29 protein-coding genes are annotated in these 22,086 nt (G+C 73.8%); 16 read left to right on the top strand and 13 right to left on the bottom strand.

Translation table 11 applies throughout. From position 1 onward, the window contains the following. The 5 genes from kdpB to K1Y72_RS07435 all read right to left on the bottom strand — a co-directional run bounded on the left by kdpB (nt 1) and on the right by K1Y72_RS07435 (nt 4,987). The gene (gene kdpB / locus K1Y72_RS07455; RefSeq protein WP_220164598.1) at nt 1-2,121 is read right to left on the bottom strand and encodes a potassium-transporting ATPase subunit KdpB; all 2,121 of its coding nucleotides are present in this window, start codon (nt 2,119-2,121) and stop codon (nt 1-3) included. Then, complete coding sequence (gene kdpA, locus K1Y72_RS07450; RefSeq protein ID WP_220164596.1) at nt 2,118-3,788, bottom strand: potassium-transporting ATPase subunit KdpA; 1,671 nt, start codon at nt 3,786-3,788, stop codon at nt 2,118-2,120. The genes kdpB and kdpA overlap by 4 nt, the downstream gene beginning before the upstream one ends. Beyond that, nucleotides 3,788-3,877: a potassium-transporting ATPase subunit F gene (locus tag K1Y72_RS07445; protein WP_220164594.1), complete on the bottom strand. Its 90-nt coding sequence runs from the start codon at nt 3,875-3,877 to the stop codon at nt 3,788-3,790. The genes kdpA and K1Y72_RS07445 overlap by 1 nt, the downstream gene beginning before the upstream one ends. A 72-nt stretch (nt 3,878-3,949) precedes the next feature. Beyond that, entirely contained in the window at nt 3,950-4,408 is a 459-nt protein-coding gene (locus tag K1Y72_RS07440) for a hypothetical protein (protein ID WP_220164593.1), read from the bottom strand. A 144-nt stretch (nt 4,409-4,552) separates the two neighbouring features. After that, nucleotides 4,553-4,987 (bottom strand): ATP-binding protein, encoded by a 435-nt coding sequence (locus K1Y72_RS07435; RefSeq protein ID WP_220164591.1) that lies wholly within the window; start codon nt 4,985-4,987, stop codon nt 4,553-4,555. A 161-nt stretch (nt 4,988-5,148) separates the two neighbouring features. Between K1Y72_RS07435 and K1Y72_RS07430 the strand changes: the two genes are divergently transcribed. After that, a complete protein-coding gene (locus K1Y72_RS07430; protein ID WP_220164589.1) occupies nt 5,149-5,940 on the top strand; it encodes a helix-turn-helix domain-containing protein in 792 nt (263 codons plus the stop codon). Beyond that, nucleotides 5,931-6,116 carry a DUF397 domain-containing protein gene (locus K1Y72_RS07425; protein ID WP_220164587.1) on the top strand — a complete coding sequence of 62 codons (186 nt, stop codon included), beginning with the start codon at nt 5,931-5,933 and terminating at the stop codon, nt 6,114-6,116. Before K1Y72_RS07430 ends, K1Y72_RS07425 begins: the two co-directional genes overlap by 10 nt. 86 nt (nt 6,117-6,202) lie before the next feature. Here the strand turns inward: K1Y72_RS07425 and K1Y72_RS07420 are convergent, their stop codons facing one another. Further along, nucleotides 6,203-6,670, bottom strand: a complete 468-nt coding sequence (locus K1Y72_RS07420) for a hypothetical protein (RefSeq protein ID WP_220164586.1) — start codon at nt 6,668-6,670, stop codon at nt 6,203-6,205. Nucleotides 6,671-6,820: 150 nt separating this feature from the next. Between K1Y72_RS07420 and K1Y72_RS07415 the strand changes: the two genes are divergently transcribed. Continuing rightward, nucleotides 6,821-7,576, top strand: coding sequence for a M48 family metallopeptidase (locus K1Y72_RS07415; RefSeq protein WP_220164584.1), 756 nt, complete (start codon nt 6,821-6,823; stop codon nt 7,574-7,576). A gap of 7 nt (nt 7,577-7,583) precedes the next feature. Here K1Y72_RS07415 and K1Y72_RS07410 read toward each other — a convergent pair whose 3' ends face one another. Together K1Y72_RS07410 and K1Y72_RS07405 are read right to left on the bottom strand one after the other, a co-directional pair. Continuing rightward, entirely contained in the window at nt 7,584-8,381 is a 798-nt protein-coding gene (locus K1Y72_RS07410; protein WP_220164582.1) for an SAM-dependent methyltransferase, read from the bottom strand. 78 nt (nt 8,382-8,459) lie between these two features. After that, on the bottom strand, nt 8,460-8,687 hold the full coding sequence (locus tag K1Y72_RS07405; protein WP_220164580.1) for a PLDc N-terminal domain-containing protein: 228 nt from the start codon (nt 8,685-8,687) through the stop codon (nt 8,460-8,462). Nucleotides 8,688-8,825: 138 nt separating this feature from the next. Between K1Y72_RS07405 and K1Y72_RS07400 the strand changes: the two genes are divergently transcribed. Then, nucleotides 8,826-9,443, top strand: a complete 618-nt coding sequence (locus K1Y72_RS07400; RefSeq protein WP_220164578.1) for an FMN-binding negative transcriptional regulator — start codon at nt 8,826-8,828, stop codon at nt 9,441-9,443. Nucleotides 9,444-9,450: 7 nt separating this feature from the next. Here K1Y72_RS07400 and K1Y72_RS37560 read toward each other — a convergent pair whose 3' ends face one another. The 4 genes from K1Y72_RS37560 to K1Y72_RS07385 form a co-directional block, all read right to left on the bottom strand. Further along, nucleotides 9,451-9,531 (bottom strand): 50S ribosomal protein bL37, encoded by an 81-nt coding sequence (locus K1Y72_RS37560; RefSeq protein ID WP_372452858.1) that lies wholly within the window; start codon nt 9,529-9,531, stop codon nt 9,451-9,453. Nucleotides 9,532-9,633: 102 nt separating this feature from the next. Further along, nucleotides 9,634-10,452 carry a DUF3710 domain-containing protein gene (locus K1Y72_RS07395; RefSeq protein WP_220164576.1) on the bottom strand — a complete coding sequence of 273 codons (819 nt, stop codon included), beginning with the start codon at nt 10,450-10,452 and terminating at the stop codon, nt 9,634-9,636. A 3-nt stretch (nt 10,453-10,455) separates the two neighbouring features. Beyond that, complete coding sequence (dut, locus tag K1Y72_RS07390; protein ID WP_220164574.1) at nt 10,456-10,932, bottom strand: dUTP diphosphatase; 477 nt, start codon at nt 10,930-10,932, stop codon at nt 10,456-10,458. 28 nt (nt 10,933-10,960) lie between these two features. Next, nucleotides 10,961-11,506 carry a PaaI family thioesterase gene (locus tag K1Y72_RS07385; protein WP_220164572.1) on the bottom strand — a complete coding sequence of 182 codons (546 nt, stop codon included), beginning with the start codon at nt 11,504-11,506 and terminating at the stop codon, nt 10,961-10,963. Between the two features lie 111 nt (nt 11,507-11,617). On the opposite strand from K1Y72_RS07385, the gene K1Y72_RS07380 reads away from it, so the two are divergent. The 12 genes from K1Y72_RS07380 (at nt 11,618) to K1Y72_RS07325 (ending at nt 19,589) form a co-directional block, all read left to right on the top strand. Continuing rightward, nucleotides 11,618-12,310, top strand: a complete 693-nt coding sequence (locus K1Y72_RS07380) for a hypothetical protein (protein ID WP_220164570.1) — start codon at nt 11,618-11,620, stop codon at nt 12,308-12,310. Continuing rightward, complete coding sequence (locus tag K1Y72_RS07375) at nt 12,307-12,867, top strand: MauE/DoxX family redox-associated membrane protein (RefSeq protein ID WP_220164568.1); 561 nt, start codon at nt 12,307-12,309, stop codon at nt 12,865-12,867. The genes K1Y72_RS07380 and K1Y72_RS07375 overlap by 4 nt, the downstream gene beginning before the upstream one ends. After that, on the top strand, nt 12,864-13,328 hold the full coding sequence (locus K1Y72_RS07370; RefSeq protein ID WP_220164566.1) for a hypothetical protein: 465 nt from the start codon (nt 12,864-12,866) through the stop codon (nt 13,326-13,328). Before K1Y72_RS07375 ends, K1Y72_RS07370 begins: the two co-directional genes overlap by 4 nt. Continuing rightward, nucleotides 13,325-13,876 (top strand): hypothetical protein, encoded by a 552-nt coding sequence (locus K1Y72_RS07365; protein WP_220164565.1) that lies wholly within the window; start codon nt 13,325-13,327, stop codon nt 13,874-13,876. Before K1Y72_RS07370 ends, K1Y72_RS07365 begins: the two co-directional genes overlap by 4 nt. Continuing rightward, on the top strand, nt 13,864-14,031 hold the full coding sequence (locus tag K1Y72_RS07360; RefSeq protein ID WP_220164564.1) for a hypothetical protein: 168 nt from the start codon (nt 13,864-13,866) through the stop codon (nt 14,029-14,031). The genes K1Y72_RS07365 and K1Y72_RS07360 overlap by 13 nt, the downstream gene beginning before the upstream one ends. An 18-nt stretch (nt 14,032-14,049) precedes the next feature. Beyond that, entirely contained in the window at nt 14,050-14,616 is a 567-nt protein-coding gene (locus K1Y72_RS07355) for a hypothetical protein (protein WP_220164563.1), read from the top strand. A gap of 181 nt (nt 14,617-14,797) precedes the next feature. Further along, the gene (locus K1Y72_RS07350) at nt 14,798-15,313 is read left to right on the top strand and encodes a DUF6412 domain-containing protein (protein ID WP_220164562.1); all 516 of its coding nucleotides are present in this window, start codon (nt 14,798-14,800) and stop codon (nt 15,311-15,313) included. A gap of 64 nt (nt 15,314-15,377) precedes the next feature. Next, nucleotides 15,378-16,058 (top strand): YidC/Oxa1 family membrane protein insertase, encoded by a 681-nt coding sequence (locus K1Y72_RS07345; RefSeq protein ID WP_220164561.1) that lies wholly within the window; start codon nt 15,378-15,380, stop codon nt 16,056-16,058. 143 nt (nt 16,059-16,201) lie between these two features. Continuing rightward, nucleotides 16,202-16,651: a hypothetical protein gene (locus K1Y72_RS07340; protein WP_220164560.1), complete on the top strand. Its 450-nt coding sequence runs from the start codon at nt 16,202-16,204 to the stop codon at nt 16,649-16,651. A gap of 75 nt (nt 16,652-16,726) precedes the next feature. Next, nucleotides 16,727-18,028 (top strand): cytochrome P450, encoded by a 1,302-nt coding sequence (locus K1Y72_RS07335; RefSeq protein WP_220164559.1) that lies wholly within the window; start codon nt 16,727-16,729, stop codon nt 18,026-18,028. A gap of 396 nt (nt 18,029-18,424) precedes the next feature. Further along, entirely contained in the window at nt 18,425-18,679 is a 255-nt protein-coding gene (locus K1Y72_RS07330; RefSeq protein ID WP_220164558.1) for a type II toxin-antitoxin system HicB family antitoxin, read from the top strand. 118 nt (nt 18,680-18,797) lie between these two features. Further along, complete coding sequence (locus K1Y72_RS07325) at nt 18,798-19,589, top strand: NAD(P)-dependent oxidoreductase (protein WP_220164556.1); 792 nt, start codon at nt 18,798-18,800, stop codon at nt 19,587-19,589. 40 nt (nt 19,590-19,629) lie between these two features. Here the strand turns inward: K1Y72_RS07325 and K1Y72_RS07320 are convergent, their stop codons facing one another. After that, nucleotides 19,630-22,056, bottom strand: a complete 2,427-nt coding sequence (locus tag K1Y72_RS07320; protein ID WP_220164553.1) for an InlB B-repeat-containing protein — start codon at nt 22,054-22,056, stop codon at nt 19,630-19,632. Nucleotides 22,057-22,086 lie beyond the last annotated feature (30 nt).

The following is a 22,086-nucleotide window of genomic DNA, read 5'->3' as shown; positions in this document are numbered from 1 at the left end:
TCAGGACATCCCCGGAAGGAACTGGATCACCAGGTCGATGATCTTGATGCCGATGAAGGGGGCCGCGATCCCGCCGAGGCCGTAGAGGGACAGGTTGCGGCCGAGCAGCCGCGACGCCGCGGCGGCCCGGTACCGGACGCCGCGCAGCGCGAGCGGGATCAGCGCCACGATGACCAGGGCGTTGAACACGACGGCGGACAGGATCGCCGACTGCGGGCTGTGCAGCCGCATGACGTTGAGCGCGTCCAGGCCCGGGTAGAGCGCCACGAACAGCGCCGGGATGATCGCGAAGTACTTGGCGACGTCGTTGGCGATGGAGAAGGTGGTGAGCGCGCCGCGGGTGATGAGGAGCTGCTTGCCGATCCCGACGATCTCGATGAGCTTGGTCGGGTCGGAGTCCAGGTCCACCATGTTCCCGGCCTCCTTGGCGGCCGAGGTGCCGGTGTTCATCGCCACGCCGACGTCGGCCTGCGCGAGCGCGGGCGCGTCGTTGGTGCCGTCGCCGGTCATCGCGACGAGCCGGCCGCCCGCCTGCTCCTTGCGGATCAGGGCGAGCTTGTCCTCGGGGCGGGCCTCGGCGAGGAAGTCGTCCACCCCCGCCTCGTCGGCGATGGCCTTGGCGGTCAGCGGGTTGTCCCCGGTGATCATGACGGTGCGGATGCCCATCCGGCGCATCTCGGCGAACCGCTCGCGCATGCCCTGCTTGACGACGTCCTTCAGGTGGACGACGCCGAGCACGCGGGTGCGGCCGCCGGACCGCTCCCCCACCACCAGCGGGGTGCCGCCGGAGGCCGAGACGCCGTCCACGAGCGCGCCGAGGCCGTCGGGGACCTCGCCGGCCCACGCCATGACCGCCGACGCCGCGCCCTTGCGGATCTCGCGCCCGCCGGGCAGGTCCACGCCGCTCATCCGGGTCGTCGCGGTGAACGGCACGAACGTCGCGCCGTCGAGCTCGCCGGTGCCGCGCTCGCGCAGGCCGTACCGCTCCTTGGCGAACACCACGACCGAGCGTCCCTCGGGCGTCTCGTCGGCGAGGCTGGACAGCTGCGCCGCGCCCGCGAGCTCGGCGCCGGTGACGCCCTCCACCGGCAGGAACGCGGCGGCCTGCCGGTTGCCGAGGGTGATCGTGCCGGTCTTGTCGAGCAGCAGCGTGTCGACGTCGCCGGCCGCCTCGACGGCGCGGCCGCTCATCGCGAGGACGTTGCGCTGCACGAGGCGGTCCATGCCGGCGATGCCGATGGCCGACAGCAGCGCCCCGATCGTCGTCGGGATGAGGCAGACCAGCAGCGCCACGAGGACGATGCCCGAGACGCCGCCCGCGCCCAGCGCGAGCGAGTCGGCGACGCCGGGGTTCGCGCCCCGCGCGAAGATCGCCATCGGCTGGAGCGTCGCGACCGCCAGCAGGAAGATGACGGTGAGCGCGGCCAGCAGGATGTTCAGCGCGATCTCGTTGGGCGTCCGCTGCCGGTGCGCGCCCTCGACCAGCGCGATCATCCGGTCGACGAAGCCCTCCCCCGGCCCCTGGGTGATCTTCACGACGATCCGGTCCGACAGCACCCGGGTGCCGCCGGTGACGGCCGAGCGGTCGCCGCCGGACTCGCGGATGACGGGCGCGGACTCGCCGGTGATGGCCGACTCGTCCACGCTGGCGATGCCCTCGACGACGTCGCCGTCGCCGGGGACGGTCTCGCCGGCCTCCACCACGACCAGGTCGCCCCGGCGCAGCTCGGACGCGCCGACCCGCTCCTCGCCGCCGCCGTCGAGCAGGCGGCGCGCGACGGCGTCCGTCCTGGCCCGGCGCAGCGCGTCGGCCTGCGCCTTGCCGCGCCCCTCGGCGACGGCCTCGGCGAGGTTGGCGAACAGCACGGTGAGCCAGAGCCACACCACCGTCAGCCAGCCGAACCAGGACGGGTGCGCGGCGGCGAGCACGGTGCTCCACACCGCGCCGACCTCCACGATGAGCATCACCGGGTTGCGCCACAGCGTCCGCGGGTCGAGCTTGCGCACCGCGTCCGGCAGGGACCGGGCGAGCTGGGCGGGGTCGAGCAGCCCGCCGCGCACCGGGCCCGTCCGGGGCGGCCGGGGCGCCGTGCCGGGCGCCGGGGCGGTCTGGGTGGTCATGAGGTCAGTCCTTCCGCGAGCGGGCCGAGGGCGAGGGCGGGGAGGAAGGTCAGCGCGACGAGCACGACCGTCACGCCGACGACCATGCCGACGAACAGCGGCCGGTGCGTCGGCAGCGTCCCCTCCGAGGCGGGGGTCGTGCCCTGGCGGGCCAGCGACCCGGCGAGGGCGAGCACGAACACGATCGGCAGGAACCGGCCGAGGGCCATGCAGAGGCCGAGCGCGGTGTCGTACCAGACGGTGTTCACGGTGAGGCCGGCGAACGCCGACCCGTTGTTGTTGGACGCCGAGGTGAAGGCGTAGAGGACCTCGCCGAAGCCGTGCGCGCCGCCGTTCAGCATCCCGGCCCGGCCGCTCTCGGTGGCCATGGCGGCGGCGGTGCCGACGAGCACCAGGATCGGGGTGGTGAGGAAGTACAGCGAGGCGAACTTGATCTCGCGCGAGCCGATCTTCTTGCCGAGGTACTCGGGGGTGCGGCCGACCATCAGCCCGGCGACGAACACCGTGATGACGGCGAGCACGAGCATCCCGTACAGGCCCGAGCCGGTGCCGCCGGGCGCGACCTCGCCGAGCATCATGTTCAGCATCGTCATCATGCCGCCGAGGCTCGTGTAGGAGTCGTGGAAGGAGTCCACGGCGCCCGTCGACGTCAGCGTCGTCGCGGCGGCGAACGTCGCGGAGTTCGCGACGCCGAACCGCGCCTCGACGCCCTCGCTCGCGGCGCCGACCGCCATCGGGACGGTGCCGTGGTGCATGAGCTGGAAAGCGTTGGTGAGCGCGACGCTGGCCAGCGCGATCGTGCTCATCACGGCGAGGATCGCGTAGCCCTGCCGGTTCTGCCCGACCATGCGGCCGAAGGTGCGGCAGAGCGCGAACGGGATGGCGAGGATGAGCAGGATCTCGAACCAGTTCGTCCAGGACGTCGGGTTCTCGAACGGGTGCGCGGAGTTGGCGTTGTAGAACCCGCCGCCGTTGGTGCCGAGCTCCTTGATGACCTCCTGGCTCGCCACCGGCCCGCCGGTGACGGCCTGCCGGCCGCCGGTGAGCGTGGTGACGGTGTGGTGGCCGGCGTCCCAGAAGTTCTGCACGACGCCGCCCGCGACCAGCACGATCGCGCCGGCGAAGGCGATGGGCAGCAGGATCCGCAGCGTGCCGCGCACCAGGTCCACCCAGAAGTTGCCGAGGTGCTCGGACTTCCTGCGGGCGAACCCGCGCACCAGCGCGATCGCGACGGCCATGCCGACGGCCGCCGACACGAAGTTCTGCACCGCGAGGCCGGCCATCTGGACCAGGTGGCCCATCGTCGACTCGCCCGAGTAGGACTGCCAGTTGGTGTTGGTGACGAAGCTGACGGCGGTGTTCCACGCCTGGTCGGGCTTGACGGGCGCGAACCCCAGCGACAGCAGCAGGCGATCCTGCACGCGCTGGAACAGGTACAGGAACAGCACGCTCACCACCGAGAACGCCAGCACGCTGCGGGCGTACACGCCCCACGTCTGCTCGGTCTCGGGGCGGACCCCGATCAGCCGGTAGACCAGCCGTTCGGGCCGCGCGTGCCGGGTGCCGGTGTACACGCGGTACATGTGGTCGCCGAGCGGCCGGTAGATCACGGCCACGGCGAGCGCGAGGGACGCGACGAAGCAGATCCCCGCGACGGTCGTACTCACTAGAAGCGCTCCGGGTACACGAGGGCGGCGATCAGGAAGGCGATCAGGAGAACGGCCAGGACCAGGCCGACGGCGTTCTCGGCGGTCACAGCTTCTCCACGCCCTTCACCAGCAGGCCGAGCAGCGCGAACACCGCGACTGTCAGCAGGACGAAGGCCACGTCAGGCATGGTGGGTTTCCTTGGTCGGTGCACCGGTCCGGACGGGCGTCCGCGCGGGGGTCCGCATGACCGGGACAGGGAGGGTGCCGGGGACCGGGCGGTCCTCGGGAACGAGAGGGGACGCGCCGCCGGGCTCGTCGCCGGTGCGGGCGAGCCAGCGCCCGGCGGCGCCCGCGGCGAGCCCGGCCGCGACGAGCGCGGCGGCCCGTCCGGCGTCGGCGGCGCCTTCGGGTGCGAGCGTGCCGTTCCCGGCGACATCGAACCCGGTGCCGACCGCCCAGGCGATCGCGCCGAGCGCGCCGCCGGCGGCGGGGCCGCCGTGCAGCGCCCAGCCGGCCACGGCGAGCCCGAGGACGGCGAACGCGAACGGCCAGGGCGCGCCCTTGGCCACGACCGCGACGGCGAACACGCTGAACGCGCCACCGGCGAGCGACCACGCGGCGGCCTCCGACCGGATCACGACGCCCTCCCCTCTCGGGGCCCTCGGCTGAGGACCCTTCGAGGAGTAAAACTCCAGATAGAGGGCATCAAGGGCGCCCTTAGCGCCCCCTTAACACCCCCGCCGCCACGCTTAACGCCCCCCTAACGCGGGCCGCGCCCGCCGTCACTCCCGCTCGGCGTCCAGCACGCACCACACGGCTTTGCCGCCGCCCTTGAGGGGGTGCCACGCGAGCTCACGCGCGGCGAGCCGGACCAGGAACAGCCCGCGCCCTCCCTCACCGCTCAGGTCGTCGCCGAGAACGCGCGGCGGCCGGTCGCTCGCATCGAGCACTTCCACCACGGCCCGCCGTCCGAGGTCGAGAAAGGCACGGATCTCGATCACCCCGCCCGCCGTCCCGCCGTGCCGCAGCGCATTGGTGATCAGTTCCGAGGCGACCATTTCCGCCACGGCGCCGGCGTCGGCGGTGAAGCCGTGGTCGTAGACCCAGTCGCCGACCCACACCCGCCCGGTCCGCACCTGATCGGGCGCGGCGTCGATCTTGAGAATGGCACGGCCGTTCGCGCTCGGCGGCGGTGGTGCGATCCTGATCCGCTTCACCCGGCACCTCCTCTGATCACTCCTCGAATACGACTGGTGACAGAATCGTTCAGATGGCGTAATGTGGCTGGTTGAGCGCACCAATGCTCCCCGGATCCCCCACAAAGACTGACGCGCTCACTTTCACCGACATCCGCTCACGGCGAAACAAGGGACCTCCAATGCCCAACCCTGCGCAAACGGTCGAGTCCATCGCCTTCGGCAGGGTCGTGCTGCGCTATCGCCGGAAATCACGCCTCACCCAGGACGCCGTGGCCACAGGCCTGAACGTCGTGCGCTCCTACATCAGCCAGGTAGAGACCGGCAGGGCCCAGTGCCGCGAGGACTTCGCGATCCGGCTGGACCCGGCCGTCAATGCCGACGGCGCCGTCATCGAAGCGTGGCACGAGAACATCGAACCCCTGCACGAGCAGCGCTATCCCACGTTCTTCGCGGACTACGAGCGCGACGAGCAGAAGGCCGTGATGCTGCGCGCCTACGAACACACCTGCGTCTACGGCCTCCTCCAGACCAAGGCGTACGCCGCCGCGCTGCTCCGCAATGAGAGCGACCTCGCGAACCGTCTCGACAGGCAGCGCGTTCTGGAGCGCGACGACCCTCCAACGATCTGCGCGGTCCTTTCCGAAGCGGTGCTGTACACCGAAGTCGGTTCGCCCGAGATCATGCGCGAACAGCTCGAATTCCTGTGGGACGTGAGCGACCGCGAAAACGTGCATATCCAGGTGGCGCCGTTCCACCACTACCGAGGCGTGTGGGGCGAATTCCATATCGCCACCCAGCGGGGCGGGCGCGAGACCGCCTACATCCCGAGTGCCGTCGGCGGCCTCACCACGACCGACCCGGCCGAACTCTCCAGGGTGGCGAGCGCGTTTGCTACGCTCACCGCGCGATCGCTGAACGTCGAAGGGTCGCGAGCGCTTATCAGGAGGGTGATCGAGGAGAAATGGACCTGAGCAACGCGCCGTGGCGCAAGAGCACGAAAAGCCACGACAATGGAGACGCCTGTGTCGAGCTGGCGAACGCCACCGGTGTGATCGGTATCCGCGACACGAAGAACCGTGCCGCCGGCCACGTCACCGTGAGCCGCGAGAACGCCCGTGCGCTGATCGCGGCGGTCAAGGCGCTGTAACCCCGGACCCAGAAGCCCCCGGTAGCGGTCCGCTGGGATCCGCGCTGGGGGTTCTCCATGGCCCGCGCCGGCCGTGGTGGCGCCCGTCAGCCCTCCGGGCCGATGACGCCGAGGAGGGCGAGGACGCCGAGGACGGCCATCGCGCCGCCGACGAAGACGGCGACGCAGCGCAGCAGGATCTGCGTCCGGCGCCAGTAGGTCTCGTCGCCCGGCTTGGCCCAGCGCGGCGACGTGCGCCGCATCTGCAACGCCTGGACCTCCGCGACGCGCCGGTTGGCGCCCGCCACGGCCAGCCCCAGCACCACGGGCCCGAGCCCGGCCAGCCGGTACCCGCCCTCCAGCACGCCACTCGCCACCAGCAGCGCCACTGCACCGCCGACGACCATGAGCGCGCCGACGGCGCGGAGCATCGGGCGCCGCAGGCGGACCTCCTCGTCGCCGGGCCGGCCGCCGAAGGGGCCGGACCTCCGCGCCAGCGCGTCCGGCCAGGCGAGCTGGGCGGCACCGAGCACGATCGCCGCCGCGGCGAAGACGTAGAGCGGGGCGCTGGACATCCGGGGCCTCCAGGGGCGGAAGATCGTTCGCGGAGCGTCCCTTCCCCGCCGCCCCGCCGGGAACCGCGCACCCGGAGGATCTTCGACCGGTGGCCGTATGCGGCCAGCGGAACCGGGGACGGCCCGCCGCGCCGGGGTATCCCGCCGATCATGACCGGACCGCAGATCGTCCACACCTGGCGCGAGATGCTGTTCTTGCGGGTGCCCCTCGTCCTGTCGGTGGGACTCGTCATGGGCCTCTGCCCCGATCGGGAGCCGCTGGTCCTCGCCCTGGGCCTGAGCGTCGTCCTCGTCGCGTTCGTCGTGCTGGCGCCGCTGGCCTCGCGCCCGGTCTACGGTGCGCGGCCGCTGCCCGCCGGGCGGAGCGAGCGGGTCGTGGCGGCCTGCGCGGCGGCGGGCGTCCCGGTGCGGAGCACGCTGCTGTGGGACACCGGCAACGTCGCGGCGGCCCGGCTGACGGGCAGGCCCCGGCGGCGCCGCGCCGTCGTCTCCGGCCGGCTGCTGGAGGTGCTCGACGACGCCGAGCTGGACGCCGTCATGGCGCACGAGTGCGCCCACGCCCGCCTGCGGCACGGCGCCCGCCTCCGCTACGTCACCGCCGGCGCGTGCCTTCTCGCCGTCGGTGCCGTGGCGGTGCTGGCCGCGGTGGTCCCCCACCTGTGGGGGATCGCCGGGTCGCTGGTGGTGCCCGCCGTGCTCGCCGCCCAGCTCGGGACGGCGGGGCGGCGGGAGCGCGCCGCCGACGAGCTCGCCGCGCGGATCGCCTCGCCGGGGGCGCTGCGGTCGGCGCTGGAGAAGACGGCCGCCGCCAACGGCGTCGGGCGGCCCGCGAAGGGGCGGTGGGCGAGCGCGGGCAGCGACCATCCCGGCCTCGCCGCGCGGCTGCGGCGGCTGGACGGGGGGTGAGCGGGCGTCAGCGCTTGCGGGCCATGCCGGTGTAGTGGAGCTGCTGGGCGATCGACAGCTCGGCGGGCGGCGGCTCGTCCGGGCGCCAGTACGGGTTCGGGACGACGCCGGGGTCGAGCAGCTCGTAGCCGTCGAAGAAGGACTCGATCTCGGCCGGGGTGCGGAAGCGGCCGGTGCCGAGGAGCTGCAGGAACCGCTCCTGCAGGGCCGCCGCGACGGGGCTGTAGTCGCAGAAGTGCGTGACGATCAGGTGGCTGCCGGGCGGCACCGCCGCCATGTAGGCGTCCACGATCCCCTTCGGGTCCTCGTCGTCGTGCAGGTGGTGCAGGATCGCGATCATCATGACGCCGACCGGGCGGGAGGTGTCGATGAGCCGCTTCACCTCGGGGGCGGCGAGCACCGCCGCCGGGTCGCGCATGTCGGCGGTGATGACGGCCGTCCGGTCGTTCTCGGCGAGCAGCGCGCGGCCGTGCGCGAGGACGATCGGGTCCTTGTCGACGTAGGCGACGCGCGCGCGCGGGTTCGCGCGCTGGGCGACCTGGTGGGTGTTCTCCGACGACGGCAGCCCGGCGCCGAGGTCGAGGAACTGGTCGATGCCGGCCGCCGCCATCGCGCGCACCGCGCGTCCCAGCGTGGCGCGGTTGACCCGGGCCATGCTGATGACCTCGGGGAGGCCCTCTTGGAGGCGGGCGAGCGCCTCCCGGTCCACCGCGAAGTTGTCCTTGCCGCCGAGCGCCGCGTCGTAGACGCGCGCCACGCTCGGCCGGCCGGTGTCGATGCCCTGCGGTGCGCTCTCGGGGGCCATGCGGATCCTCGCTGACGGGGCCGGCGGTCAGGAAGATCTTACGGACGGGTCAGCCCGAACTGGCGGGAACGGCCGCGATCACCGTTTACGGCCGACCGCGAAGTAGGCGATCGGTCCGACGAAATTGACGAACGACGCCGCGTACCAGAGCCGCTTCGGCCCGTTCACCCGCTCGGCCGGGCGCCGCTGCAGGTCCAGCAGGGCCGCCGCGAGCAGCGCGACCTGCACCGTCCCCGCCGCTCCGATCGCCGCGCGCCGCCGCGCGGGCAGCTCCCGCCACCGCGTACCGCGCTTCCCGGATCCCATCGCGACCACCTCCGGCCGTGGACATGCCCGCCGCGGCGGCCCGCAAGCGCGCCCGCACCGTGAAGATCGTCCCAAGGGACGGCCATCGCTGCGCCGCGCCCGTCGTGGACGGCCCGCCGCGCGGGCAGACCGGTGGGCATGCTGGAGCAGCCCGAGTTCGCGATCACCGACACCGCCGCGCTGCGCGCCCTCGTGCACGGCCACGGCTGGGTCACGATGGTCGCGGCCGCCGCCGGGGAGGCGCCGGAGGTGTCGCACCTGCCGGTGGTCCTCGACCCGGACGACCCGCACGGCCTCACCGTCCTCGGCCACCTGAACCGGGCCGACCCGCTCGCGCAGCGCCTCGGCGACCACGACGCCGTCCTGATCGTCCAGGGCCCGGACGGCTACGTTCCCGCGACCTTCTACGAGGCCGGCCCCTACACACCGACCTGGGACTTCGTCGTCGCGCACCTGTACGGGCGGCCGGAGATCCTCGGCCCGGACGACACCTACCGGCTGCTGTCGTTGACCGTCGACCACTTCGAGGCCGGCCGCCCCGACCCGTGGCGGCTGTCGAGCGTGGCCGGGTACGCCCACCGCCTCCTGCCGGGCGTCCTGGGGTTCCGGATGCGGCCCTCCCGCGTGGCCGGCAAGGCCAAGCTGAGCCAGGACAAGCCGCGCGAGGTCGTGGACCGGGTCGTCCGCGCGCTGCGGACCGACCCGGTCCACCGCAACCCCGCCCTCGCCGACGCCGTCCGCGCCGCGCGGCCCTGACGGGGCCCTAGCGGCGGGCGTTCGGCCGCTTGCCCTTGTTGGCCTTGCGGCGCTTCCGCGCGCGCCGCTTGCGCGTCCTCTTCGACATGCCTCGATCAACCACCCGGAGCGGCGTCCTGGCAACCCCTCCGGACGCGCGGGAGCCCGCCGCGTCCGTGATCGGACGCGGCGGGCTCCCGGGAAACGGCGTCTAGCGGACCTCGGTGATCTCCGGGCCGCGCTCGAAGGGGTCGAACGTCTGCACGTTCTCCTCCTCCTCGTCGCCGCCCTCGCTGAACTCCTTGGGGATCTCCAGCGGGAGCAGGTCGCGCGGCGGCATCGGCGCGTCGCCGCGGCTCACCACGATGCCGCGGAACACGTCCTCCAGCACCTGCCACTGCTCCTCGTCCTCGATCGCGGCGCCCTGCACCACGGCCTGCAGGAACCAGCGCGGGCCGTCCACGCCGAGGAAGCGGATGATCTGCGGCGCCCAGCCCTGCTCGATGAACTCGGCCGGGATCTGCTCCTTCACCTCGGCCGGCATCTCCGCGAGGACCTCCTCGGTCAGCGCGGCCGGGACCATGGCGAGCAGCTCGGGGCCGAACGGGCCCTCGCCCTCCTGGGTCTGCCCGCCGGCCTCCTCGGTGATGTCCCGGGCGGTCTCGCGCCGCACGTCCTCCCAGATGCCGCTCCGCTTCGGCGCGGCGAACACCTGGAGCTGCATGGCGCTCTCGCCGTACTGGACGAGCACCGCGACGGGGCGGCCGTCCAGCGGGTTGCCCTCCTCGTCCACCTGGGTGGCCTCGAAGTTCACCTGGAAGCCGAGGCCCGGCGCGACCGGGATCTGCATCGAGCCGAAGTCGAGCCGCTGGATCTCGGGGTGGGCCTCCTCCGAGTCCCAGGGGCCGCCCTCGATCTCGGCGGCGTCCGCGGTCTCCGCCTCGGCTGCCTCGGCCGCCTCGACCTGCTCGTCCGAGGTGTCCGCGGACTGGCCCGCCTCCTCGGCCGGCCGGCGACGTCCAAAAGCCACGACTCACGCTCCTTCTTGACTGTGCTGATGGCCCGGGAACCCGCCGGTGGAGCCGAACCCGCCGGCGCCGCGGGCGGATCCCGGAAGCTCGGTGACCTCGTGGAAGACCGCGCGCTCCACGCGCTGCACGACCAGCTGCGCGATCCGGTCCCCCCGGCGCAGCCGGACGGTGTCGCGGAGGTCGGTGTTCAGCAGGGTCACCTTGATCTCACCCCGATATCCGGCGTCGACCGTACCGGGTGCGTTGACAATCGTCACCCCAAACCTAGCGCCCAAACCGGACCTCGGGTGCACGAACGCGGCGTAGCCGTCGGGCAGCGCGATCGCCACGCCCGTCGGGACGACGGCGCGCTCCCCGGGGGCCAGCTCGACGTCCGCGGCGGCGACCAGGTCGGCGCCCGCGTCGCCGGGGTGCGCGTACGCCGGCACCGGCAGGCCCGGATCGAGCCGCTTGATCAGCACGTCGACCTTGTCGGCCACGCCTCCACCTCCGCGTTCCAGGGATCGATCAGGGGTTGACCTCGCGGCCGGGGACCATGCCGCCGGCCCCGCCGCCGTGCCGCTCGAAGTGGGCGGCCGGCACCTCGACGAACACCGCGGCCCCGCGCACCGCCACCGGCCCGTCCGGCGCGTCCAGCCGCGCCTCGGCCTCCAGGTAGGCCTTGCGGCCGACGACGCCGGTGCAGCGGGTGGTGATGAGCAGCGTGGTGCCCACCGGCACCGGCCGCAGGTAGTCGGTCTCCAGGCGGCCGGTCACGTACGGCTTGCGGAGCAGCCAGACGACCATACCGAGCGCCTCGTCGATGGCCGTCGCCAAAACGCCGCCGTGGGCGAGGCCGGGCGCGCCCTGGTGCAGGTCCCCGACGGTGAACTCGGCGTGGACGCTCAGCCCGTCGTGGCTGACCGCCTCCAGGTGCAGGCCCGTCGGGTGGTCGGGGCCGCAGCCGAAGCACCGCGCGTAGTGCGGGCCGAGGGGGACGCCGACGCTGGCCTCGGGGTGCGGCTCGGGCTGGGGGGTGCCCGCGGGAGGGACGGTCAGGGTGGAACGGTTCACCCGCCGAGATTACCGCCTGACCACTTGTGGCACGTTTGGCGCGCTCCGCGCCGGGACGCGCGTACCGTCAGCCACGTCACAGACCGTACTCCCAGGCCGAAGGGGTCACGAATGCGACGCCAGGTCACCCATCGCTCCCTCGACGGCACGCGGGTCCGGCTGACCGGCTCCCACGACCTCGGCCGCCCCGTCACCTCGGTGACGCGCATCGCCGTCGCGGGCCGGCTGCACGAGCTGTCCAGCGGCACCCGCGACGACGCGCACGCCTGGGCCGAGGACATCGGCGTGAAGCGCTTCGAGCAGGAGTTCCGCACCCAGGACGGGCGGCTCCGCATCGGCCGCACCAGCACCCGCGACCCCGACACCGGCCTCACCGACCCGGTCCTCGCCGCCGTCTGGGAGGGCCGCCGGCACGCGGTGTTCACGCACGTCTACCACGGCCGGGCCGCCGACGCCGTGGCGTTCTTCGCGACCGTGCGGCTCGCCGAGCACGACGACGGCGTCACCGCGACCCCGACGGGCCGCGCCTACCGGCCCGACCCGGCCGAGATGGTCAAGGAGGTGCCGGGCCTCGGGCTGCTGGAGTTCACCGCGCTCACCGCGCAGACCCGGCGGCGCCTGCCGGGGTGGCGCGGCGCGTCCGTCGCGGGCGGCGAGCTGTTCCGCGACGAGGTGGAGGGGCAGGGCCCCTACTTCCTGCTGGCGCTGAAGTCACTGCTGGTCACCGTCCTGCCGGACGAGCACCGGGTGCGCGAGACGCCGGGGAACCTCGCCAAGCTGGCGGTCGAGGCGGTCCGCGGATGACGGTGCTGGCGGCGGGCGCCGCCGCCGTCGCGGTCCCGCTGGCGCTCCTCGTCTCCCTGGCCGGTCAGGCGCGCCGGCCGTCCGCGCTGCCGGACGCCCTGCGCGCTCACCGGGTGCTGCCGCGCGCGGCGCCCGTCCCCGTCCTGGCCGCCGCGCTCGCCGTCCTGACCGAGGCGGGCGCCGCAGCCGTCGCCCTGGCGGGTCTCGCCGGGCGCTGGGACGCGGCGTTTCGCGCCGGGCTCGGCGGCGCCGCAGCCCTGCTGGCGGTCTACGCCGCCTACTCCGCGTACGTGGCGCGCGCCCGCGGCGGGCGGGTGCCCTGCGGATGCGCCGGTTCCACCACCCCGATGACGGGCTGGGTCGCCGCCCGCGCCGCCGGGCTCGCGCTGCTCGCCCTCGGCGGGGCGCTGGCGGGCCTGCCGGACGGCGCGCCCCTCGCGCACACCGCCGTCGCGGCCGTCGCCGGCCTCGCCCTCGCCGTCCTGCTCGGAACGCTGCCGCACGCCCTGGCCGACCCCGCCGCCCCGGGGGCGGCGGAGAGGAGTCCCGCCCGATGAGCTTCCAGACCAGCGCGCTGCTGCTGTCGTGGGTCGCGATCGCGCTGCTCGCGCTCGTCGTCGCCGGCCTCGTCCGGCAGGTGCACGCGCTCACCGACGGCGCGCCGCGCCGCACCGCGCTCGGCCCCGAACCCGGCGCCGCCGCCCCCGGCTTCGACCGCCTCGGGCCGGGCCTGCTGCTGTTCCTGGACCGCGACTGCGGCGTCTGCGGCGAGGTCCTGGACGCCGCGGACGGCCTCGGGCGCCCGCTGCACGCGGTGTTCTCCGGCCCGGCCGCCGACGGCCTCGCCCCCGAGATCACCGTGCTGGCGGGCGAGGGCGAGGGCCTGTTCACCGACTACCGGGTGCCCGCCACGCCGTTCGCGGTGCTGGTCGACGGGCACGGCCGGGTCACCGCGTCCGAGCCGGTCGGCTCGGCGGAGGCGCTGCGCGAGCTGCTGAACCTGGAGGGAGCCCGATGATCGAGTACGAGGACGTCCCGCCGCTGCGCGGCCCCCGGCCGCACACCGCCGAGCGGGTCCGGCGGCGCGGGCCCGCCCGCGAGGCGCGCGTCCGGCCGGTCCGCCGCAGCGTCCTGACGGGCCTGGTCGGCGCGGGCACCGCCGTCGGCCTGAACGCGCTCGGGGTGTTCCCGCCGGCGCGCAAGGCCGTCCAGTCGGGGTTCGAGCTCGTCGGCTACTACGACATCTACCCGCGCTGCCCGTCCTACGCCGCCAACCACAACTGCTCCCCCGGCTGCGGGCCGAGCCTGGTGTGCTCGGTGTGCTGCCGGACGAGCGGCAAGTACAAGGGCTTCCACAAGTCGGGCGTGTCGGACCCGGGCCGCTACAAGCTGCGCCCGAACCAGTGCTACGGCGGCTCCTACGACGGCTGGATCTGGGCGTACACCAAGCCGTGCGGGAGCTGCGCCAAGGGCGTCACCTGGCGCTGCCACGACGGCTGGAAGAAGTCCAAGAAGGGCAACTGGTACAAGACCATCTGCCGGAAGTCGATGGCGTGCAACCACTGACCGCCGGGCGCGCCCGGCGGGGCCTCACCGAGCCGCTGCTACCGGTCGCCGCCCTCGCGCTGCTGGCGGTCGCCGCCGCCGCGCTGGACGCGACCGTCCTCTGCTGGACCTCGGTCGGCGCCCTCGCCGGGTTCGCGCTGTCGGGAAGCGTCTGAACGCGCAACAGCGAAAGCGTGCTGTTCTCGCCAGGTTGGCGGGGTTCCGTACGGCAGGACGAACTCCTCGCCGTTTTCACCCTCGGACTGCTGTTCGGGGGCACCCTCAGCGCGACGGTCCTCTGGCTGTTGTCGGGCCTCGCCGAACCGCTGCCGTCCGGCGCGCGCGCTTGGCTCGTCGTCGCGGTGGCCGTCCTGGGCGCCCTGCGCGAATTCGGGCTGGTGCGGCTGCCGCTGCCCCAGAACGCCCGGCAGATCCCGCAGGAGGTCCTCCAGACACGCCTGCGGCGCGGCACCCTCCAGTTCGGCTTCGAGCTGGGAACCGGCGTCCGCACCTACGTGTCGGCGAGCACCCCCTACGTCCTCGCGCTCGGCCTCCTCCTCAGCCACCAAGGACCCCTGCCGTCCCTGCTGGCCGGCCTGGCCTTCGGCGCGGGCCGCGCGCTGAGCGCCGCCCTCACCCTCTGGTCCCGCGACCCCGACCGCGACGCCGCGATCGCCGCCCGCCTCCCCTGGATCACCCGCCTCACCGCCCTCACCCTCCCCACCGCCCTCGCCCTCCTGGCCCTGCACCCCCTCCCCTGACCCCGCCCCCGTCACCCCCGACCACCCGGTCACCCTCCGTTGACTTGCGGCGTGTTGCGCATTTGGAGCGTTCCAAATGCGCAACACGCCGCAAGTCAACGTCTCGTGACCACCTGGTCGCGTGCGGCGCGGGCGGGCGCGGGGCCGGCCTGCGGGGTTAGATTCGGGGCAGGGAGGACGCATGCCGAGGCCGCACGCCGCCCGGCCCGCCGCACCGCTGCGGACGGCCGGCGGATTCGCCGAGCCGATCGCCGCACCGCTGCGGACGGTCGGCAGGACGGCCGCCTTCCTCGGGCTGCCGGTCGCCTCGCTGCTGCGGCCGGTTATCGGAGCTACCGCACTCCTCGGCCCACCGGACAGCGCGTCGTCGCGGGCGGCCGGCGGGTTCGCCGGGCCGATCGCCGCGCTGTTGCGGGCGGTCGGCGTGCTGGTGGGGACGCTGGCGGGCTTGGGGGCGGCGGGAGGCGTCGTTCCCGGCGGGGCGCCGGGCGCGGGCGTCGCGGCGCTGGCGGTGGCGGCGCTGCTGGTCATCGCGCTCGCGGTCGGGCCGCGGCGCGAGCCGTCGGCCGTCCTGGCCCGGTTGCGGACCGCGCTGCGCGACCGGACCCTGCGCACGGCGTTCCTGCCGCAGCGCGACCCGGACGCGGCCGGGCGGCCCCGTCCGAGAGCCCCGGGAGCCCGCGCCGCCGCCCGCTGAGCCGCCGTGCCCGGCCGGGCGGAGACGTTCCGCTTCCCCTCTCTCCCGGAAGGGCTCTTCCGCCATGTTCGATCTTCCCGTCTCCCTCGCCTACCGGGCGGTGTCCGGGCTGGCCGGCCTGCTCGCGCCGCTCGCCGGCGGCCTCGCCACCGCCGCCGCGATCCTGGTGTTCACCCTCGCCGTCCGGCTCGCGCTGGCGCCGCTGGCGGTCGCGCAGGCGCGCGGCCGGCGGTCCCAGGCGCGGCTGCTGCCGCAGATGAAGGAGCTGCGCGACCGGCACGCCGGGGACCCCGCGCGCCTGCGCCGCGAGACCGCCGCGCTCTACTCGGCCGAGGGCGCCTCGCCGCTGGCGGGGTGCCTGCCCGCCCTGCTCCAGTGGCCGTTCTTCCTGGTCATGTACCGGCTGTTCACCCGGTCGGTGATCGCCGGGCACCAGAACCTGCTGCTCGCCCACACGCTGCTCGCCGCGCCGCTCGGCCAGAACTGGATCGGGCTGGTCGGCGGCGGCGCCGGGCTGCTCGCCCCGGCGTCGCTGGTCTTCCTCGGCCTGTTCGCGCTGCTCGCCGCCGTCGCCTGGTGGTCCGCCCGGCAGATGCCCGCCGGCCCGCTGCGGCTGGTGCCGTTCGCGACGGTCGCGGCGGCCGCGGTCGTCCCGCTGGCCGCCGGGCTGTACCTGCTGGCGGGCTCCGCCTGGACGGCGGGCGAGCGCGCCGTCCTGCGGCGCCGGTTCCCGGCGGCCGCCTGACCTGATCCGGTCACGGGGCGCCGCTCGTCGAACCGGCGCACGCGGCGCCCCGTGATCCCCGTCGACGGTTCGCGACCCGTACGGACACCCCGCGCCACTCGGCCCGCGCGTCGCGCGCGCCCCACGAACACGAGGAGTTCGTCTTGCTACGGACCATCGCCGCCCTGACGGCGGCCCTGCTCTGCCTGGCATTCGCCACGGCGCCGCCCTCGCTGGCGGCGCCGCCGAAGCCCGCAGCGGCGGCCACGGTGCCCAACCCCACCCTCCGCTGCCAGGTGATCGGCAACAACACCGGCGTGTCCGGCGGGATCGGCACCGGCTCCTGCGGCACCTACTACGCCGACTCCGCCTACCTGCTGGACTTCGGCGTCGAGGGGCTGGTGATCGGCAACTACTACTGGACGGCCCCCGACACCAGCCAGATCGTCAGGAAGACCTGCTGGACCAACCCGCACTGCGACATCGTGGTGCCCGCCACGCGGTACGAGCAGACGATCACCGTGAAGTTCCAGGCGATCGACGAGGATCTGCAGTGGCACTACTTCTCGATCTCCGCCTACCTGCCCGAGGTCTGCGGAACGCGCCTCTGCTAGCGCCTTGACGCCGCCGCCCGGGGCCGGTCCACTAGGAAACCGAACGTGGTTCTGGCCCCGGGACGGTGGTGCGGCATGACGGCACAGGTGGAGCGGGCGATCGACCTGTCCGATCTGGACTTCTGGGCGCGGCCGAGGCGCGAGCGCGACGCCGCGTTCGCCGCGCTGCGCGAGCGGGACGCCCCGGAGTTCTTCACCGAGCTGAAGGTGCCGTTCCTGAAGACCGGCGAGGGCTACTACGCGCTCGTCCGGCACGCCGACGTCGTCGAGGCGAGCCGCAACACCGAGGTGTTCTCCAGCGAGCCGTGCTCCAACAGCCTGACCGACCTGCCGCCCTACCTGGCGCGCTACTTCGGCTCGATGATCAACATGGACGACCCGCGGCACGCCAAGATCCGCCGGGTGGTCTCGCGCGCGTTCACCCCGCGCGTCCTCGCCAAGCTGGAGACCGACCTCCAGGCGAGCGCGACCCGCATCGTCGACGACCTGCTGCGCGACGGCCCCGGCGACTTCGTCGCCAAGGTCGCGGCGCGGCTCCCCCTCCAGGTCATCTGCGACATGATGGGCATCCCCGCGGCGGTGCGGCCGACCGTCTACCGCAAGACCAACATCATCCTCGGGCTCGGCGACCCCGAGTACACCGGCGGCCGGCGGCTCTCGGCGAGCGGCATCACCCGCACCGGGACGCTGTACGGGCTCGCGTCGGTGCTCGCCGCCGGCTACGAGCTGAACCACCTGGCCATGAAGCTGGCGCGGCGGCGCCGCCGCGACCCCGGCGACGACCTGATGTCGGCGCTGGTGACCGCCGACATCGACGGCGAGACGCTGACCGACCAGGAGATCGGCTCGTTCTTCATCCTGCTGGTCGTCGCGGGCAACGAGACGACCCGCAACGCCATGTCGCACGGGCTGAAGCTGCTCACCGACAACCCGGCGCAGCGCGCGCTGCTGCTCGGCGACTTCGACGCCCGCATCGGCGGCGCCGTCGAGGAGATCGTCCGGATGGCGACGCCGGTCATCCAGTTCCGCCGCACGGTGACCCGCCCCCACGACATGAACGGCCGCCACTACGAGCCGGGCGACAAGGTGCTGCTGTTCTACAACTCGGCGAACCGCGACGCCGCCGTCTTCACCGACCCCGACGCCTTCGACATCACCCGCTCCCCGAACCCCCACGTCGGCTTCGGCGGCCCCGGCCCCCACTTCTGCCTCGGCGCCAACCTGGCCCGCCGCGAGATCACCGTGATGTTCCGCGAGCTGTTCACCCGCGTCCCCGAGATCCGCGCGACGGGCCGCCCGTCCCGCCTGTTCTCCAACTTCATCAACGGCATCAAGCACCTCGACTGCGACTGGCCCGCCGCCTCACCCCGACAATAGCTTTATGTGACTCTTTGATCACAGATAGCTCGTTCCAGCGTGAGCTTCGCACTCCCCTGCCACCCTGATCGCGAGGGAGCGCCGACAGCCACTTCACGCGTGGGGGAAACGCGAGAGGGCGCCCCTCACCTGGGGGCGGCATGGGGTGGACATCTCGATCGGGGAGAAGAGCAGATGGGACGAGACGGCGAACCGCCTCGCGTTCTCAACCAGAAGACGGCGATCGCACTTCTCCAGCAGCACGGTTGGCGACGTACGCTCGGTGGGAAGCATGTAGTGAAGATGGAAAAGCAGGTCAGCGGCCGATCACCCTGCCGATGAACAAGGGGCGGGACTATCCGCCCGGCCTGCGCAGTGCGATACCTCGGCAGGCCGGCCTGGCAGGAGGGGGGCGTCATGACGGACCGGAAGTCGCGTAAGTTGACGGTCGTCATCCACGACGAGGGCGACGACGGGCTCTGGGCCGAGGTGCGGGAAATGCCCGGTCTCTTCGTCACGGGCGACGACCTCGCCGAGGTGCAGGAGGCGCTCACCGAGGCGATCACCCTCTACCTGTCCGATGACGACAAGCCCGCTCACGTCACGCTCCTCGGCGATCCCGAACCCATGGACTCCGTCACGGTGACCAGCCAGCAGGTGGCCGTCTGCTAGAGCGGCCATCGGCCGGAGATACTTGGCACGCGCATCCCGTAAGTCATGCGGTGTGCGCATATGTCGTATGCGTAAGTGTCGCTTGTCGCATGGGTGGCCGGTTCCTAGGGTCGGGGCCATGACGAACATCGCTTTTCTCGGGCTCGGCGCCATGGGCGCGCCGATGGCGCGGCGCCTGGTGGAGGCCGGGCACGACGTGACGGTCTGGAACCGGACGGCGGCGAAGGCCGCGCCGCTCCGGGCGGCGGGCGCGGCGGTGGCGGACGGGCCCGCGGCGGCGGTGCGCGGCGCGGCGGTCGTCGTCACGATGCTGTCCGATCCCGACGCCGTGCGGGCGGTCGCGGACGCGGTGGTGCCGGCGCTGGACGCCGGAACGGTCTGGATCGAGATGTCGAGCATCGGCCCGGACGCCGTCCGCGAGCTGGCCGGACGGCTGCCCGCCGGGGTGCGGCTCGTGGACGCGCCCGTCATGGGCAGCGTGGACATGGCGGCCGCCGGGCGGCTGGCGATCCTGGCGGGCGGCGACCTGGACGGGACGGAGAAGGTCCTCGCCGAGCTCGGGACGGTCCGCGCGTGCGGCGGGGTCGGGGCGGGCGCCGCGCTGAAGCTCGTCCTCATCGGCGCGGTCATCGGCGGCGTCGCCGTGGTCGCCGAGGCCCTGGCGGTCGCGGACGCGCTCGGGGTGGACGCCGCGACGGCGCGCGAGGCGCTGCTCGCCGGGCCGATGGGCGGCCCGGCGAAGCGCGCCTTCGCGACCGGGTCGCACTTCACCGTCGCGCTCGCCGCCAAGGACGTCGCCCTCGCGACGGCCGCGGCGGACCTGCCCGTGCTCTCGGCCGTCCACGGCGCGCTGACCGCCCGTCCCGAGCTGGCCGGGCGGGACCTGTCGGCGATCCGGCCGGGCGCCTGACCGGCCCGGAGCGGCGAAGCGCCCCGGGCCGGCCGGCGGCTCAGTCCTTCAGGCCCTTCGCCTTGTAGGTGTCGGTGAAGCGGACCGCCGTGCGGTGCTTCCCGCCGGCGGTGACGGTGACCGTGCGGCCCGGCCGGGCGCGGCCGCCGTTCACCTGGTGGACGGACGTCGCGCGGACGGGCCCGGCGGCGCCGTCGGCGGTCTCGGTGACGGTGCAGCGGACCGCCTTCGGCAGGTCGAGCGGCTTCCCCCGGAACAGGCCGGTGCGGAACGCCGGGACCTCCAGCGTGGTGCGCGCGCCGCCCGCGCACCGCGCGGTGATCGTGACGGGGCGCGTGCGCACCCCCCGCGGGTCCTTGATCCGCTTCTCCAGCCGCAGGTACCCCGCCGGGATCGGCGCGAAGTGGGCGGTGAGGACGACGTCGTTGTGCGGCATGGTGAAGGACGTCCGGGCGGCGCGCAGGTCGATGCCCGCCAGCGGGCCGCCGGAGTCCACCACCCAGTGCGTGAAGCGCCGCCCCGCCGGGACCGTCGCGGTGACGGCGACGTGGGCGCCCGGGTGGAAGGTGTCGTGGGCGAGGCCGCCCGGCAGCGTGCCGTGGTGGACGGTCACCGTGTAGAGCGGCGTCGGCTCGCCCTCGATGTACCAGGTGATGCCGCCCTTGGCGTTGGTCTCGTGGCGCAGCACGGCGTTGCCGTGGAAGTCGGCGTTGTTCACCGGGATCGGCGTCATCGTGAAGGCGCCGGCGTCGCTCGGGTCGGCGGAGGTGACGAGGTCGATGCGGTGGCCGTCCCAGGACGGCGCCAGCTTCAGGTCGATCGTCGTCGGCGCGCCGGCGCGGACGCGGGCGCGCGCGCTGCGGCCGGTGGCGAGCTTGGCGGCCTTGTCGATGGTGAGGAAGTTCTTGGCGGTGTCGGTGGTCGCGCTCATCGCGAGCGTGCCGCCGTCGGAGCGGTAGTCGCCGCCGATGGTGGAGTGCAGGTTCTCGGGCGCGGCCGCCGAGTTCAGGGTGAGCAGGCCCGCGTTGGTGAACGAGACGCTGCTCATCGTGCCGGCGGCGGCGACGTCGACGGTCGAGCCCTTCTGGATCGTCCAGTTCCTGCCGTGGTACTTGGCCGGGGTGACCCGCAGGTGCGAGGCGTCGACGAAGCGGATGCCGTCCATCTGCCCGGTGTTGGTGGCACCGATGGCGCCCTTGTAGTCGGCGGTGTAGCCCTCGAAGCGGGTCTCGGCGGTGCCGCCGGTGCCGATGCCGCCGCGCAGCACCGAGCGGGTGAACTCGTCGGCGAACCTGCTGCCGGGCTTGATCTGGCGCAGGTGGACGGTGGAGGTGCCGTTGACGCGGGACGTCCCGGCGCCGCCCGCGTAGATGTTGGTGCCGATGTGGCCGCCTAGGACGACGGTGTCGGCGTTGCCGCTGACGGTGTTGCCCTGGATGCTGTACGGCCCGGCGTAGCCGCCGCCGTAGACGCCGCCGAGGATGTTCGCGCCGGTCCCGATGGAGACGTTGGTGTTGCCCGTGACGTTCTGGCTAGCGGCGTACCCGCCGCCGTAGACGCTGCCGCCGCGCGTCGACCCGGCCCGCGTCGACAGCACGCCGCCGGTGACGGACACGTGGGTGTCGCCGATGAGGTTGTTGGCGACCCCGCCGCCGCCGGGCCCGCCGAGGACCATGCCCTCGACGGTGCCGCCCTCGATGCTGACGTGGGAGTCGCCGGTCACGACCGCGCCGGACGAGCCGCCGCCCAGCACGTGCTGGCGGACGAGGGTGACGGGGTCGCCCGCCTTGTAGGTCGCCGCGTCATAGACCTCGCCCTTGACGGTGACGTAAGTGTCACCCTTGACGGTGCCGCCGGCGTTGATGCCGCCGCCGTAGATCTCGGCCTGGCCGACGGTCTCGGTCGAGGCGATCGGCGGGCCGATGAGGCCGCCGCTCATCGTGACGCGGGTGTCGCCGGTGATCGGCCCCTGGCCGCCGCCGAGGATCCAGCCGCGCACCCAGCCGTCGTTCATGGTGACGTTCGTGGCCTGCGCGGCGGTGTGGGTGCTGCCGGTCCCGCCGCCGCCGTAGAGGAAGTACGCCTGGTAGCCCGTGGCGGCGCTGCTGGTGAGGTCGGGCCGCTTGCCGTTGTAGGTGAGCTTGGCGGTGCCGTTCAGGGCGCCGGCCTGGTTGCCCGCGTAGACGATGTGGTGGGCGCGGGCGGTGTCGTCGACCGTCAGGTCCGTGGACGTCAGCGGCGGCGTGACGCCGTTGCCGCCGCCGTAGACGTCGTTGCCGGTGAAGTCGTACTTGCCGTTCGCCGGGTCGGCGGGCTGCGCCAGCGTGATCGCCGTTCCATTGGCGTACGGGTTGGCGGGCGGCTCGGCGGCCGCCGCCGGGGCGCCGAGGCAGGAGACCGCCGTGGCCGCGCCGGCGAGGACGGCGAGCGCGCGGGCGGGCGCGGGATGATCCGAGAGCATGATCATCTCTTCTCCCGGCGGCCCGCCGGGCACACG

Source organism: Actinomadura parmotrematis (assembly GCF_019458805.1).
In the GTDB taxonomy this organism is placed as follows: domain Bacteria; phylum Actinomycetota; class Actinomycetes; order Streptosporangiales; family Streptosporangiaceae; genus Spirillospora; species Spirillospora parmotrematis.
Note: the sequence above shows the minus strand (reverse complement) of the source record. Positions and strands in the feature narration are given on the sequence as shown.

Bases quoted from the DNA above. Each gene is read 5' to 3' on its own strand.
- kdpB (WP_220164598.1), bottom strand. From the start codon at position 2,121: ATGACCACCCAGACCGCCCCGGCGCCCGGCACGGCGCCCCGGCCGCCC.
- K1Y72_RS07430 (WP_220164589.1), top strand. From the start codon at position 5,149: ATGCCCAACCCTGCGCAAACGGTCGAGTCCATCGCCTTCGGCAGGGTC.
- K1Y72_RS07425 (WP_220164587.1), top strand. From the start codon at position 5,931: ATGGACCTGAGCAACGCGCCGTGGCGCAAGAGCACGAAAAGCCACGAC.
- K1Y72_RS07420 (WP_220164586.1), bottom strand. From the start codon at position 6,670: ATGTCCAGCGCCCCGCTCTACGTCTTCGCCGCGGCGGCGATCGTGCTC.
- K1Y72_RS07415 (WP_220164584.1), top strand. From the start codon at position 6,821: ATGACCGGACCGCAGATCGTCCACACCTGGCGCGAGATGCTGTTCTTG.
- K1Y72_RS07410 (WP_220164582.1), bottom strand. From the start codon at position 8,381: ATGGCCCCCGAGAGCGCACCGCAGGGCATCGACACCGGCCGGCCGAGC.
- K1Y72_RS07405 (WP_220164580.1), bottom strand. From the start codon at position 8,687: ATGGGATCCGGGAAGCGCGGTACGCGGTGGCGGGAGCTGCCCGCGCGG.
- K1Y72_RS07400 (WP_220164578.1), top strand. From the start codon at position 8,826: ATGCTGGAGCAGCCCGAGTTCGCGATCACCGACACCGCCGCGCTGCGC.
- K1Y72_RS37560 (WP_372452858.1), bottom strand. From the start codon at position 9,531: ATGTCGAAGAGGACGCGCAAGCGGCGCGCGCGGAAGCGCCGCAAGGCC.
- K1Y72_RS07380 (WP_220164570.1), top strand. From the start codon at position 11,618: ATGCGACGCCAGGTCACCCATCGCTCCCTCGACGGCACGCGGGTCCGG.
- K1Y72_RS07375 (WP_220164568.1), top strand. From the start codon at position 12,307: ATGACGGTGCTGGCGGCGGGCGCCGCCGCCGTCGCGGTCCCGCTGGCG.
- K1Y72_RS07370 (WP_220164566.1), top strand. From the start codon at position 12,864: ATGAGCTTCCAGACCAGCGCGCTGCTGCTGTCGTGGGTCGCGATCGCG.
- K1Y72_RS07365 (WP_220164565.1), top strand. From the start codon at position 13,325: ATGATCGAGTACGAGGACGTCCCGCCGCTGCGCGGCCCCCGGCCGCAC.
- K1Y72_RS07350 (WP_220164562.1), top strand. From the start codon at position 14,798: ATGCCGAGGCCGCACGCCGCCCGGCCCGCCGCACCGCTGCGGACGGCC.
- K1Y72_RS07345 (WP_220164561.1), top strand. From the start codon at position 15,378: ATGTTCGATCTTCCCGTCTCCCTCGCCTACCGGGCGGTGTCCGGGCTG.
- K1Y72_RS07335 (WP_220164559.1), top strand. From the start codon at position 16,727: ATGACGGCACAGGTGGAGCGGGCGATCGACCTGTCCGATCTGGACTTC.
- K1Y72_RS07330 (WP_220164558.1), top strand. From the start codon at position 18,425: ATGACGGACCGGAAGTCGCGTAAGTTGACGGTCGTCATCCACGACGAG.
- K1Y72_RS07325 (WP_220164556.1), top strand. From the start codon at position 18,798: ATGACGAACATCGCTTTTCTCGGGCTCGGCGCCATGGGCGCGCCGATG.
- K1Y72_RS07320 (WP_220164553.1), bottom strand. From the start codon at position 22,056: ATGATCATGCTCTCGGATCATCCCGCGCCCGCCCGCGCGCTCGCCGTC.